The organism is Lachnoanaerobaculum saburreum DSM 3986, assembly GCF_000185385.1.
Lineage (GTDB): Bacteria > Bacillota > Clostridia > Lachnospirales > Lachnospiraceae > Lachnoanaerobaculum > Lachnoanaerobaculum saburreum.
In genome coordinates this window covers 309,208-322,892 of the sequence record NZ_GL622296.1, presented here as the reverse complement: position 1 = coordinate 322,892, position 13,685 = coordinate 309,208, and the positions used below count along the sequence as shown (strand labels likewise).

Here is a 13,685-nt window from a genome sequence, read left to right as displayed (position 1 = left end):
AAAAAAAGTCTGCTTTTATTGGCTGTGGGATTTGTGATGCTTGCCACAGCTGCATGCCAATCTTCAAGTAACAGCACCACTTCATCAAAAAGCGAATCCGCCATGACTTCTACAGGCGAAAACGAAAGCAGTTCAAAAGAAGAAGCTAAGGGTACCCGTATAATTAAGGATCAGCTTGGTTTTGATGTGGAGCTACCTCCTGCAAAAGATATTAAAAGAATTGCAATACACAAGCTTCTCCCTCTGCCTTCAGTATATGCGGTTTATAAGGGCGGAAATGTGGACGGACTTATCTCAATGCCTCCTGACTCATTAAATGCGGCAAAAAATTCCATTCTGGCAAAATATGCCCCTGATATATTGAATGTTTCCATAGATTATTACAAAGGCGGTGAGCTTAATATGGAAGAGTTGTTAAAACTTAAGCCGGATGTGGTATTTTATGCAGGCGGAGAGGAAGAAAGACAGCAGTTTGTAAATGCCGGAATACCCGCTGTCGGATTTTCAACAGTTACCCCTAACGGTCCCAATACTATCGAAACACTTAATGCATGGATAAGCCTTATGGAACAGGTCTTTGAAGAAGGCAGTAAGGTTACCGGTATAACAGAATATGCCAAGGAAGCTCAGGATGAAATCAATAAAAGACTTGCAGATATTCCTGAGGATCAAAGAAAAAAAGTATTGATGATCGGTCATTACAGCAGTACCAACTTTACCTTAGGAGGTTTCAGTGATTATTGGATCTCTGTAACCGGAGGTATCAATGTAGGTAAAGGAACACAGGGAAATGTAAATATGGAACAGGTGTATTCATGGGCACCCGACATAATGTTTATCTCAACTCTCTCCGACTTCTTCCCGGAAGATTTTTATAATAACACCACAGTTGAAGGTGCAGACTGGAGCGGAGTACCTGCGGTTATAAATAAGCAGGTTTATAAATTTCCATTGGGTATGCACCGTTGGTGGCCGCCTTCAACCGATGCTCCGCTTTCTCTTTGGTGGATTGCAAAAACAACCTACCCTGAAAAGTTTGAGGATATAAACATGGATGAAAAAATCAAAGAATATTATAAGAAGTTCTATGGCATGGATCTCACAGAGGAAGATGTCAACTCAATACTTAATCCTGTAAAGGGTGTGGGTAGAACATATTATTAAAATATTTAAGACTGCCTGAAATAGGCAACCTTAATACAAATAAAGTATCCCGGCAGTTACAAGACCAAAAAGCCTTGTAACTGCCGGGACTTATACTGAACAGTCCTTTCTTTATAAGATTTTCTTATAATCCGGTCATTATATCAATATACAACTTACAAGACTCAAAAAGTTGCTTAAGCTCCACATATTCATTTTCCCTATGCACCACAGACAAATCCCCGGGACCTATGATTACAGGTATCAGATTATTTTTTATAAGCATACTGGCATCTGTAGAGCCTGTGAATGTATCAAAAACAGGATTTATATCAAGCTTTTTCAGTGATGACATAATACCCTGTATCAATTCATCCTCTTTTTTTGTATGCCATGAAGTTCTCATATCCTCTATCTCATAGGTAGCGTCAAAATGCGGATTCTCAGATTTTATTTCCTGTATAAGCTCTTCAAGCTTTTCCCATATCTTAGCCGGCTCATGTCCCACCTGAAGTCTTGCATCTACAGTAAATACACATCTGTCAGGTACTACCTGCGGCTCCACACCCGCATTTATAGCAAGTGTACGCCAAAATGTGTCCGGATACTCCTTAAACTCTGTATGCTTTATCTTTTCAATCAGCTTTATTGCAAGATATATCGCATTTTCTCCTACACCTTTTTGTGAACCATGAGCAGTCATTCCATGCACACAAATATCCGCCCATGTCCTTCCCTTTTGCTCATTGCATATTTTCATATCTGTAGGCTCACATACTATAAGATATTTTGCATTTTTAAACGCCTCATTATCCTGCAATGCCTTGGAGCCCTTCATGAGATTTTCCTCATCAATGGTGGCGGCAAGTATTATATCTCTTTTGGGAGTGATATTATTTCTTTTCAGCAGTATCATTGAATAAATCGCAGATATAAGTCCGCTTTTCATATCCGCACTTCCTCTGCCATATAATTTACCGTCCTTTATAGTCGAGGTAAATGGCGGAGTATTCCATCTTTTCATCTCATCATCCGATACGGGAACAACATCCATATGTCCGGTAAATACCAAGGCATCCTTATTCTGACATCCCCTTATTTTTGCTATAATATCATATCTGCCCTCTTCCACAGGCACTGATGAATATTCTATATTATTTTCCTTTAGCAGACTTTCCACATATTCACACATAGGTTTTTCATTTCCCTTAGGATTTGTGCTTTTTATATCTACCGCCTTTGAAAATATGTCCACCAACTCATCTTCATTTATTAATTCAAAAATATTCTGCATAATCTCTCCATTCCGCCATCTAGGTGGCTTAAAAGCTTATTCTTTTAATTCATCTATATTTTTATTATAAAAATTAAAATATATTCCCTTTTTACTCAGTAATTCCTCATGTGTACCGGACTCTTCTACGCCGTTTTCAGTAAGCACCAAGATTTTATCGGCATTTCTTATAGTTGAGAGTCTGTGCGCTATGGTGATTGTAGTCCTTCCCTCACTGAGTGTTTCAAGAGACTGCTGCACTATAGCCTCAGAATTATTATCAAGTGCCGATGTTGCCTCATCAAGTATCAGTATCGGAGGATTTTTAAGAAATACTCTTGCTATACTGATTCTTTGCTTTTGACCTCCTGAAAGCTTGGTGCCTCGCTCACCTATATATGTATCAAACTTATCTCCAAGCTCCATAATAAAATCATAGGCACCCGCCATTTTTGCGGCCCTTTTGACCTCTTCAAAACTTGCATCCTTTTTTCCGTACACGATATTTTCATATACAGTGCCGGAGAATAAATATACTTCCTGTTGGACTATACCGATATTATCTCTTAGCGACTTTTGCTTAATATCACGAATATCCCTGCCGTCTATCAGTATCTCACCGCCGCTGACCTCATAAAATCTGGGTATAAGATTGGATATTGTGGTTTTTCCGACTCCGGATGAGCCTACCAGAGCAATATTTTCGCCCTTATTTATATTAAAACTTATATTATCAAGTATCTTTACATCACTTTGAGGATATGAAAAGCTTACATTCCTAAACTCAATATCACCATTTACACCATCCAGTATAACGGCATCTTCCTTGTCAATAATATCGTTTTTTACATCCATTATCTCAATATATCTTTCAATACCCGTCATCCCTCTTTGGAACTGCTCCATAAAATCAACAATTCTTTTTACAGTATTTAAAAGCATATTGATATAAAGAGTGTATAAAAACATATCGCCGGCATTTATAACTCCGATTTTCATATAATGACTTCCAAGCACAATAACCGTCAAATACATGATACCGTCAAAAATCCTGTAGACCACCTGCAAATTTGCCATATGCCTGTAAAACACTTTTTTAATATCCAAAAATTTCAAGTTTTCCCTATGAAACTTTTCCACTTCCAAATCCTCATTTGCAAAAGACTTAACCACCTTTGCACCAAGTATATTATTCTCAATACCTGAATTTATATCACCGACATGATTTCTTTGCTCTTTTTGTGCCGCTCTCATCTTTTTATTGGCAGAAGACATAAAAATCACCATAATCGGTATCATCATAAATATAATCACTGTCAGCGGAATATTTATATTTATAAGTATCACAAATGAAATAACAAATTTTACAAATGCAATAAAAAACTCTTCCGGACAATGATGTGAAAACTCCGTAACTTCAAACAAATCCGTGGTTATACGTGATAAAATCTGACCGGATTTATTGGTGTTATAATATGAATACGGCAGCTGTTGAATATGAGAAAAAATATCATATCTCATATCAGTCTCTATCTGTGCACCCATAACATGCCCGATATTTTGCATATAATAATTGGCTATGGTATCTATTATACGAAGCAATACAAATATTGCTCCAAGTGTTATTATAAGTTTTAGAGTAATCAGCTCTATATTTTGCCTTGCAGTATTTGTCAGATATCTCAGTATTATCGGCAGTACCAAATCACACATTGTAGAAAATCCGGCACATATCAAATCAAGTATAAGTGTAGGATAATATTTGCTGTAATAAGGTAAAAACCTCTTAAGTAAATATGAATTGGTATAAGTTTTTGACATAGAAATCTCCTTTTTATTTTCAACCCTTTTAGTATAACATCTTTTAGAATAAGAAAATACACCATTTTTATATATGTAAAAATATATCTGCATTGGTATATTCCATTTTAAATCTTTGATTATGGAAACATTAGAGAATAATTATACTTTTTTACGAATACAGTAATGTTTAAATCTTGATTATAATTCTCAAATAAACTATCCTATAGATAAGTACTTGGCGTGAAAATACTTTTCATAACTGTTTGTTTTGCCTTCCGGCAAAGAAATGGAGGTTAAGGTGAATAATAAAACTGCAAAGATATCGGCATTTATATTTTTTTGTATTTTTTCTTTAAATATATGCATCAATTCATTTGCTCTCACTCCCCCCTCAAATGATGTTTTGATAAATACTCTTTCAAAAAACGGGGAGTCTACTCAAAGTATTGTAGATAATACAGAGATATTCTTTGTTTACAATGCGGTGCCTGTCAGCAAGATAAAATCAGAGGATAAACTTAGAGAACTTGTTCTTGAGTCAAATGCAAATACTATTGATATGAAATATTCAAACTGGGTTGTAACAGAATGGCAACCTTCAGATGAATATTTTGAGAGAGTGCTTTCTTATGATGATAGTGGTAAGCTTTTTGAATCCATGAATTTCATTTATGAAGACAAAAATTATACAACGATCACTCTAATGTCTGACCTTCTGGGTGAACAATATAACAGTAGCATAAAAAATATACTGTTACTTGGTCAGGACAGAACAACGCCATTTGGTTCTTACTTATTGGTGAAAGTTTTTGATGATAATTCATTAAAAATAGGAGTTTTAGTCGATATTGAGAGAGATACGGTTTCCGTACACAAGGGGTGGTATACCTTTGATGAAATCAAGCATTTTATAGCTTTATACCAGTCTAACAACGGTGCATCACCAAGTAATGCTTTCGGTTATACAGGCGGTAAGAATACCCATACAACCGGCCTAGGAATTTTATTTTTATTTTTGGCTGGAGGCACAGTTGCTATTTTTTCAGTGGTAATCATTTTATATAGGAAATATAGAAAAAATTGCTAATAGAGTAAAATCGCCGGCTTCTTACACTCCGGCGATTTTTGTATTATTTTAACAATCATATTATGAGGTATTATATTTAATAAAACAGATTAAGAGGCTCTGTTGTCAGCCTGTTCATTTCGGGTATTTATCTCATACTTCTAGGAGTATTATCCTGCATTGAATCATTGCTTTGTGACGAAGCATTACTCTGCGGTGAAGTATTATTTGAGTCATTGCTTTGTGGCAAACTGCCATTTTGTTTAGGCTCATTGCCCTGTATTGAACTGTTATTTTGTTGTGACTCACTGCCTTTTATCAGGCTGTTACTTTGCTGTGACTCATTACCTTTTACCTGGCTGTTACTTTGCTGTGATTCACCGCCTTTTATAGGGCTGTTGCTTTGCTGTGACTCACTGCCTTTTATAGGACTGGTACTTTGTTGTGGCACACTGCTTTGTATCGGGCTGCTTTGCTGTGACTCATTACTTTGTCTTGAACCTTTGCTTTGCTGCGACTTATTACTTTGTGTACTTTGTCCTCCTTCAAGACTTTTATCTTTAGAATTTTTAGGAGCTTTATCATTTGACTTACTTTTATTTTGAGATTCTATCTCCTGCTCCCTTCCTGTATTTTTTTCTGTCTGCAAAGCTGACTGTTCTTTATTATTCTTAGAAGATTCCGGCATCTTGTTAGAATCTGTTTCCATGCTCTTTTGATTATTTTTTTCTTCCTGTAAAGCTGATGAACTTTGCAAATCAACAGACTGCCCGGTTTCCACGGAAGTCTCGATAGTATTATTTGAGTTTCCGGTTTGTCCTGAGGATTCTAAAAGCTCTGAAACTGTGTAGTTTTTATACTTCACAATATCTGCCGGCTGTATTGCAAAAGTTTTAGCATCGGTGGATGATTCATTCCCATCCTTTTGGGACTTCGCTTTAATATATTGAATCTGCTGATAAGTTCCTGTGGAAATGCCTAAGGAACTTGCTGTTTTATGTTCTTTTAAGGTAGAGCCTGTAAGTACAAGATTTAATTTACCCTGTGTCTGCTCTGTACTAAATGCTGATAAAGCCTCCTTTTGCAAAGTATCCATGCGTCCGGTATTGTTTGCAGACACGTTTATCAACACATATTCGCCGGCATCACTGTTTAGATATTTTTTTTGTGAAAGAATCAGCTTTGTTTGTTCCAAAGCTTCTTCCAATGTGGCATGATGCAGTGATGTCTTCATCAACTCATCCACAATTCCCTGTCCTTCTTCATTAAGTCCCTTTACCTTAATTACATAATTTTGTCTGTTCAAGGTATACTCTATTGACGGATTTATATCCAAGGACACATAGGAGCATGCCAAAACGGTGTTATAGGAGTATGCTCCACCTGCTCCGACGGTAAGCAACAATAGTGCCGCAGCGCTGCCGGCAATATATCTTCTAAATGAGCCGAGTGAAAGTATCTTACCACGGCTTTCAGGACTTATATCCAAAGAATCCCCGACAGAGAGCTTACCTTTTTTAATTTTTCTAACGACTCCATCCTCACATAGAACGGCAGCCCAATTTTCTTTGATTTCCAGTACTACTGCTTTCATAGTTCTGATTCCAATGCCTTTCTGATATAACTCATATATTCTTTCAGCAGAGGATAATCCCCCTGCATAATTTCTGCCGCTGCTATAATATATTTTCTATGTCTTTCCAAAATCTTTACAGAAATATCTTTGCCTGATGAAATATCCTTAACAGGAAGTGTTTTTGTGGTTTGCATTTTTTTGAAAAGAGTCGGATTTTGCAAAAGTACAGCTACCGCCTTTGCACAAGCTATCTTTGTCTTTTCCGCCTTTGGAGAGCATTCTGTCAGGTCAAAAAAAGAAAAATTATAGCCTGAAAGCAGATTTTGTACTGCTGCAATCTCATCCTGCATAGGGGTTGAACCCGGAGTTTCCACACCGATACCCTCTGCCGCAGATATTTCTACAGATCTTTGTCGTATTTCTATTTGTAAGGCACTGACTTCTTCTTCATTTTCGATTTCGCCATCCATAGAGGCAGGCTCAACAGAAAGCTCTTTTTGAAAGCGGGCCTGTGAAAGGGAATAGTCTGTCAAACGCCTTTTGATTACCAAAAAAGCAAAGCCCTTAAAGCTTCCCTTGGACTCTTCATAGGATTTTATCGCTTCACAAAAGGCAATCATAGCTACAGAGTATTCATCATCATTTTCTGATATAAAACGTTTCGTTGCTCGAAAAGCACTTATTAAAATAAATTTTTTATGCTTACTTATAAAAGTATTCATATAATTTTCATCCGTCTGTGCCTTAAACACAGAATCTAAAAATTGATTAGTAGCAAATATAAACACGCAAGATCTCCCAAAAGGCATAACATTTTGCCTGATTTACAGTCAACAACAATTACTTTTCCTTGACCGACAGGTCTTTTGCAACAGCACTTTAATTCCGAGTATATTCTGATAAAGTACTGTAAAATAAATGATAAAGCAAGTGCTTTTCATTTAATCTATGTAAACGGACAATATCCGGTCAATATAAATATCAAACATAGCACCCGTACAAAACCGTTTCACAGCAGCACGGGGCTATACAATGAGCAATGTTTTATAATGAATAAAATATTACTTTAAAATTATTAAATCGTCAATATGTAGAAAATAAGCAGAAATTAAGCTCCTATACCGGCATCGTCTGCAGTAACACCCTCAGGAAGCTCCGGTGTAGGATTACCCTCCTTCATAGCCTCTTCATCTGACTTTCTTCCAAGTGAAGGTCTGTTGCCTGACTGATTATCCCCTGTTCCAAATGTTGGTCTATCATCTGACTGGTTGTTACCACCTTCAAATGCAGGTCTTTCAGTTGACTGGTTGTTACCACCTCCAAATTCAGGGCGCTCACCTGACTGATTGTCAACTCCGCCAAATGTAGGTCTCTCAGTTGACTGGTTATCAACTCCGCCAAATTCCAGGCGTTCACCTGACTGGTTGTCAGCTCCGCCAAATTCCGGGCGCTTACCTGACTGGTTGTCAGCTCCCTCAAATTCCGGGCGTTCGCTTAACTGGTTATTATCAGGTTCTTCAAATATTGGTTGATCAGTTGACTGATTATCACTTCCTGCAAACGCCGGTCTGTATGCTGAAATACCGGAGTCTTCTGCTGCATTGTAACTTTGTTCGTCCCTTGCATTTTGGTTCATACCGAAATACTGAGAACTGTTTCCGGCAGAAAAGCCCTGCTCCATCATACCGCCCAATCCAAAAGCAGAATTATTCATATTTTCTATTCCCGTACTTTCCATGGTAACACCCTCAGGAAGCTCCGGTGTAGGATTTTCCTCCTTCATAGCCTCTTCGTCAGACTTTCTTCCAAGTGACGGTCTGTTGCCTGACTGATTATCCCCTGTTCCAAATGTTGGTCTTTCAGTTGACTGGTTGTTACTTCCTTCAAATGCAGGTCTTTCAGTTGACTGGTTGTTACTTCCTTCAAATGCTGGGCGCTTACCTGACTGGTTGTCAGCTACTCCAAGTTCAGGGCGTTCACCTGACTGGTTATCTGCTACTCCAAATTCAGGGCGCTTACCTGACTGGTTGTCTGTTTTCATACCCTTATTTGCTTCATTTTCATTTGAAAAAATTTCAACTGTAACACCCTCAGGAAGTTCCGGTGTAGGATTACCCTCTTTCATAGCCTCTTCGTCAGACTTCCTTCCAAGTGACGGTCTGTTACCTGACTTATTGTCCTCTGTTCCAAATGTTGGTTGCTCACCTGACTGGTTATCTGTTTCTCCAAATGCAGGTCTTTCAGTTGACTGGTTATCAACTCCGCCAAATGCCGGGCGCTTACCTGACTTGTCATTATCTGTATCACTTAAACTATTTTCAAAATCATTGAAGTCTTCTGTGCTATTTTTATTCTGTGGCATATCCGAAGGTATGTTGCTTTGATCAAAAGCTCCACTATTCATCATTCCCTGACCTATATTGCCGCCGTTAAAAAGTCCGCCTCTTTCAAAACCTTTATTAAAAGATTCTCCAAAGTTTTGATTCTGCATATTTCTTACCGGCATATTCTGATTTCCAAATTCCTGTGATGCCAATGCTGTGATTCCTGCCATAGTTGTAATAGCAAACGCTGTCATTCCTGCTGCAATAAGTTTTTTCTTAAACATAATATTTTCTCCTTTCGGGCTTTGCCCATATAAATCATTATTTTCTTCGGCTCTGTTCAATATGTTTTTCGCCGATAATATAGTATTCGGGAAAGGAAATGAAAAAAATGGGGGGAGGGAGAAATTTTTTTATAAAATAATTTTATCTAAAAGTTGCTCAACTGTTTACCTGTAAGTTTAAATACGTTCTAAAGACTTGTGACATTCAACAATTAATTTGAACATAGATCTACAGTTTTTAAAAATACCTCTATTTACCATTTCTTCTATTCTATAACTAATTCTTTCTCTCTTAATTAGTACTTGCCCAACCAGTTAGACTATATGTGACACAACTCCGATTGAGAACAAAATGTCCTGTGATATCGACATATAAACACCTCTATATAAGGATTTTTACACCATTTGTGTCGACATTTTTTAAGTTACAATAGATCTGAGCGTACAGAACTATGCTGATTACACGGTGGTATAACCTGCATCAGCCATCAAAAATACCTTCTCCAATGAGAAACATAGACCTTTATATAGTCTTATCAGTTGGGAAAGTTCTATTTAATAATCAACCTCATTACAATATTTTTTTAATCACTATTTATATATAGTAATAGACTTCTATTATAATATTTGCTGCTTAATGCAGCAAATATTATAAACTATTGTAATTCAGCAGCAAATATAGTATACTCAATAAAAAGGAGGATGAAATGAATGATCCAGGAAAATATTTGAAATCATTTCGCAAACAGCTTAAACTTGGAGTTAAAGCTGTTTATGCAAAAACAGGTGTTGGAGATTCTACTATTCGACGTATAGAAGAAGGGGCAACAAAATATCCACATGCATCACAATTAAAAGTTTTAGCTAATTTTTATGGAATTGACCTTATCGAGCTATATAAAGCATACGGATATTTAGATGATGAAGATATTAAAAGAAAAACTGTATTTTTTGATAATTCCGAGCTTTTGACAGATGAAGCTATTGCTTCAATACAAGGACTAATAAACCAATTAACAGAAAAGGGGATACAATAATGATATTTAGATTAGGCGAGTTATTCTGTGGTCCCGGCGGTATTGGATGGGGCGCAATTAATGCATCCATAAATAATCCAAACTATCGTATTATACATCAATGGGCAAATGACTATGATGAATCCACATGTAAAACTTACCGTTATAACATATGCCCTAATGCACCAGAAACTGTTTATCATGCGGATATTAGAACTTTCGATATGTCACAACTTGCTCCCATTGATGCTCTTGCTTTTGGTTTTCCCTGTAATGATTACAGCGTTGTAGGTGAGCAAAAAGGAATGGATGGAACTTTTGGCTCACTTTATACCTATGGAGTTAAGGCCTTAAAAAAATTTAAGCCTATGTGGTTTCTTGCCGAAAATGTTGGTGGTTTAAAAAGTGCAAATAACGGTCATGCGTTTACTAAAATTTTAGAAGAGCTACATACTGTCGGTTATACTGTCACTCCTCATTTATATAAATTTGAGGACTACGGTATTCCTCAGACAAGACATCGAATCATAATTGTTGGTATAAGAAATGATATATCTGTTAAATTTAATGTTCCTTCCCCTGCTCCTTTTACTCACCTTAATAATACTTGTAGAAATGCTATTGAAAACCCTCCCATCCCTCAAGATGCTTTTAATAATGAGTTCACAAAACAATCGGATCAAGTTGTTAGAAGGTTAAATTATATAAAACCTGGTCAAAATGCTTTTACTGCTGAATTACCAGAAGATTTACGCTTAAATGTGAAAGGTGCAAAAATCAGCCAAATCTATAAACGCCTTGATCCCAATAAGCCATCTTACACTGTAACTGGTAGTGGTGGTGGTGGTACTCATATATACCACTGGGCAGAACCTCGAGCTCTGACCAATCGTGAACGTGCTCGCCTACAAACTTTTCCAGATACATATAAATTTATTGGAACTAAAGAAAATGTTCGCAAGCAGATTGGTATGGCCGTACCATGTAATGGTGCTAAGATAATATTCGAGGCAATTCTTAACTGTTTCGCAGGTATTACATATAATTCTATCGAATCAAATATTAATTAATAGTGAAAATGGACAAGATTAGGATTATAAAACTTGTCCATTTTCATGTTATCTATACATAAAGTATCTTGTTTTCCTTACATAATGTTTCTTGTAAGGTTAAAAGCTGTTCGTTCTTACCAGCTATATGATTCATGTTTACACCTCGCTTCATGAGATGATTATAGCAGAAATGTTGGATTTATGAGAATTTGACGGAAAAGACCATTTGTCCTTTAGATAACTCTTTGTAATGAATTGTTTTCAAAGACGAATCCTGCACGACCATCCACAAATAATGGTTACATCGCTTCATATAGGAAGAATATAGATGAATTCTGTTGATAACTCAGATACAAAAAATTCAGTTGGTAAAATTTATCAACTGAAACCCTGCCAACCGAATCAATCATAATGAAATCAAAAAAATTTTCGGTACTTTTATAATACCCGTGTAAAGTAACGCTATGTTTTCAAAGTTAAAATTTATTTTTATTTTCTTATTGCTTTCAAGCAAAATAGTGTTTAGAATTGGTATATGAGGATTTTCTTTCCTTGACATTGTTTTTTACATATCAAGAAAGAGGTTCTTTTTCCATTCACTTTTTAGTAGAAAGTAAGAATACTTTATAAATTCAGTAATTATGTGGCTTTTATCCACAGATGCAGTTATGCAATGAATAATTTAGGTTACGCTTAAGAAAAGGAGAACAAATCATGGCCAATACAGGTGATACATTTACAGTTGAATTAAACCAAGCACAATTAGAATGGGGAACATTTCGTTTTACTGGAAGTCGTGGACTTCGCTATAAAGAAGGTTACTTAAAAATACCTAGACACATAGCCCGCAGTTTACAATTATTCAATGGTAATTATACTCATAGAACTGATATTCTTGGAAAAAACATTTTTAATGCCACTTCATCTGATGGACTATTTACTGGTATACTTCGTTCAGAAGGTTGCTCCAATGCTGGGGATCCGTACGCTAAACAATTTGCAGGTGATAAAAACCTAATGGCACTTGGTTATTGGTATTCACAAATCAATGCGCAAGTTGGTGATTCTGTCCGAGTTACATTTACCTCACCAGTAGACATTATGCTTGAAAAATTATAATTCAATTTATTATTGCTCGGTTAACAATTATCACCTTGTATTTATTAGAGTGTATTTTTGATGGACAAGCATCAAGCTAATGAGGCATTGGATAAGGATAAAGTTACAGAGTTTAAAGCTCCATTATAATTCTATAACTTTTCATGTACACCTTATGGTACATATTTTAAATAGGTTAAATCCCCATAGCTCATCCCCGTGTATTGATCTGATTACATTTAACTTAGGATTCCTGCACCAATAAGGTGTATTTGGTCTCAAAAATTCAATCAATATGAATTTCTCCAGAAATCTGACCTACATAAAGCAAGGATGTATTCGTTCGAAACCTATAAAAAACAGTGTATACATTACTGTACATGGATATTATATTTCCATTATAAAAGTACCGAAAATTTTTTTGATTTTATTTATGATTGATTTTGTTGGCAGGGTTTTTGTTGGTAACTCTGCCAACCGAATTTTTTGTATCCGTGTTATCAACAGTATTGACTTATTATTTAGAACAGGTAATAATATTTTTAATAAAGCAGTGTTTATATAGAGAGAATAAATGTTTATGATAGGATTTACAGTAAGGGGTTCATGTATAACTAATAAAAAAAGGAAAGAAATATTAAAAATGTTTGATAAATTTTCTTTTGTGAAAATATCGGAAGATAAAAAATTTCAAATGATAGTACATGGGAAAAAAAGCGGATTTAGGCATATAGGATTATGTTATGTGAAGGGCAGCATAGAAGAACAGGAGAGCGGATGCAAGATAGAATATACAGTATTTCCTGAGTTTATATGTGCAATTTTGCTTATGCTCTATTTTTTCGTTTGCCTATATAAAATATACTTAGATATAGCAAGAAGATCCGGCGGAGCTTTGGGGTGGGGAACGGTGCTTGGTATTATAATTATGATTTTACCTATAATTGTAATAGCATTGGAAAGCAGAAGTCAGCAAAATGTATGTAAAGAAAGGTTACAATATTTATTATCAGAAGGAAGGACAATAATGATGCTATAAGAAGTCTTTGA

General features: G+C 36.0%; 11 protein-coding genes. 6 read left to right on the top strand and 5 right to left on the bottom strand.

Going from position 1 to position 13,685, the window contains the following annotated elements:
* The coding region (locus tag HMPREF0381_RS01545) for an ABC transporter substrate-binding protein (protein ID WP_008750099.1) at positions 1-1,164 on the top strand (1,164 nt) is incomplete at its 5' end.
* Between the two features lie 124 nt (positions 1,165-1,288).
* On the opposite strand, the gene HMPREF0381_RS01540 is transcribed toward HMPREF0381_RS01545, so the two are convergent.
* Positions 1,289-2,437 carry a M20 family metallopeptidase gene (locus HMPREF0381_RS01540; RefSeq protein WP_008750098.1) on the bottom strand — a complete coding sequence of 383 codons (1,149 nt, stop codon included), beginning with the start codon at positions 2,435-2,437 and terminating at the stop codon, positions 1,289-1,291.
* Positions 2,438-2,473: 36 nt separating this feature from the next.
* Entirely contained in the window at positions 2,474-4,237 is a 1,764-nt protein-coding gene (locus tag HMPREF0381_RS01535; protein WP_040461018.1) for an ABC transporter ATP-binding protein, read from the bottom strand.
* A gap of 280 nt (positions 4,238-4,517) precedes the next feature.
* Here HMPREF0381_RS01535 and HMPREF0381_RS01530 point away from each other — a divergent pair, with 280 nt between their 5' ends.
* Positions 4,518-5,306 (top strand): hypothetical protein, encoded by a 789-nt coding sequence (locus tag HMPREF0381_RS01530; protein WP_154647067.1) that lies wholly within the window; start codon positions 4,518-4,520, stop codon positions 5,304-5,306.
* Positions 5,307-5,433: 127 nt separating this feature from the next.
* Here HMPREF0381_RS01530 and HMPREF0381_RS01525 read toward each other — a convergent pair whose 3' ends face one another.
* The 3 genes from HMPREF0381_RS01525 to HMPREF0381_RS01515 all read right to left on the bottom strand — a co-directional run bounded on the left by HMPREF0381_RS01525 (position 5,434) and on the right by HMPREF0381_RS01515 (position 9,469).
* On the bottom strand, positions 5,434-6,879 hold the full coding sequence (locus tag HMPREF0381_RS01525) for an anti-sigma-I factor RsgI family protein (RefSeq protein WP_008750095.1): 1,446 nt from the start codon (positions 6,877-6,879) through the stop codon (positions 5,434-5,436).
* The gene (locus HMPREF0381_RS01520; protein WP_154647066.1) at positions 6,876-7,649 is read right to left on the bottom strand and encodes a sigma factor; all 774 of its coding nucleotides are present in this window, start codon (positions 7,647-7,649) and stop codon (positions 6,876-6,878) included. Before HMPREF0381_RS01520 ends, HMPREF0381_RS01525 begins: the two co-directional genes overlap by 4 nt.
* A 320-nt stretch (positions 7,650-7,969) precedes the next feature.
* Positions 7,970-9,469 (bottom strand): hypothetical protein, encoded by a 1,500-nt coding sequence (locus HMPREF0381_RS01515; RefSeq protein WP_040461017.1) that lies wholly within the window; start codon positions 9,467-9,469, stop codon positions 7,970-7,972.
* Positions 9,470-10,176: 707 nt separating this feature from the next.
* Between HMPREF0381_RS01515 and HMPREF0381_RS01510 the strand changes: the two genes are divergently transcribed.
* The 4 genes from HMPREF0381_RS01510 to HMPREF0381_RS01495 all read left to right on the top strand — a co-directional run bounded on the left by HMPREF0381_RS01510 (position 10,177) and on the right by HMPREF0381_RS01495 (position 13,674).
* Complete coding sequence (locus HMPREF0381_RS01510; protein WP_008750092.1) at positions 10,177-10,506, top strand: helix-turn-helix domain-containing protein; 330 nt, start codon at positions 10,177-10,179, stop codon at positions 10,504-10,506.
* Complete coding sequence (locus HMPREF0381_RS01505) at positions 10,506-11,555, top strand: DNA cytosine methyltransferase (protein ID WP_008750091.1); 1,050 nt, start codon at positions 10,506-10,508, stop codon at positions 11,553-11,555. Before HMPREF0381_RS01510 ends, HMPREF0381_RS01505 begins: the two co-directional genes overlap by 1 nt.
* 696 nt (positions 11,556-12,251) lie before the next feature.
* Positions 12,252-12,656, top strand: coding sequence for a hypothetical protein (locus HMPREF0381_RS01500; protein WP_008750089.1), 405 nt, complete (start codon positions 12,252-12,254; stop codon positions 12,654-12,656).
* Positions 12,657-13,299: 643 nt separating this feature from the next.
* Complete coding sequence (locus HMPREF0381_RS01495) at positions 13,300-13,674, top strand: hypothetical protein (RefSeq protein WP_242824377.1); 375 nt, start codon at positions 13,300-13,302, stop codon at positions 13,672-13,674.
* The last annotated feature ends 11 nt before the right edge of the window (positions 13,675-13,685 follow it).

Bases quoted from the DNA above. Each gene is read 5' to 3' on its own strand.
- HMPREF0381_RS01505 (WP_008750091.1), top strand. From the start codon at position 10,506: ATGATATTTAGATTAGGCGAGTTATTCTGTGGTCCCGGCGGTATTGGA.
- HMPREF0381_RS01510 (WP_008750092.1), top strand. From the start codon at position 10,177: ATGAATGATCCAGGAAAATATTTGAAATCATTTCGCAAACAGCTTAAA.
- HMPREF0381_RS01535 (WP_040461018.1), bottom strand. From the start codon at position 4,237: ATGTCAAAAACTTATACCAATTCATATTTACTTAAGAGGTTTTTACCT.
- HMPREF0381_RS01525 (WP_008750095.1), bottom strand. From the start codon at position 6,879: ATGAAAGCAGTAGTACTGGAAATCAAAGAAAATTGGGCTGCCGTTCTA.
- HMPREF0381_RS01515 (WP_040461017.1), bottom strand. From the start codon at position 9,469: ATGTTTAAGAAAAAACTTATTGCAGCAGGAATGACAGCGTTTGCTATT.
- HMPREF0381_RS01500 (WP_008750089.1), top strand. From the start codon at position 12,252: ATGGCCAATACAGGTGATACATTTACAGTTGAATTAAACCAAGCACAA.
- HMPREF0381_RS01540 (WP_008750098.1), bottom strand. From the start codon at position 2,437: ATGCAGAATATTTTTGAATTAATAAATGAAGATGAGTTGGTGGACATA.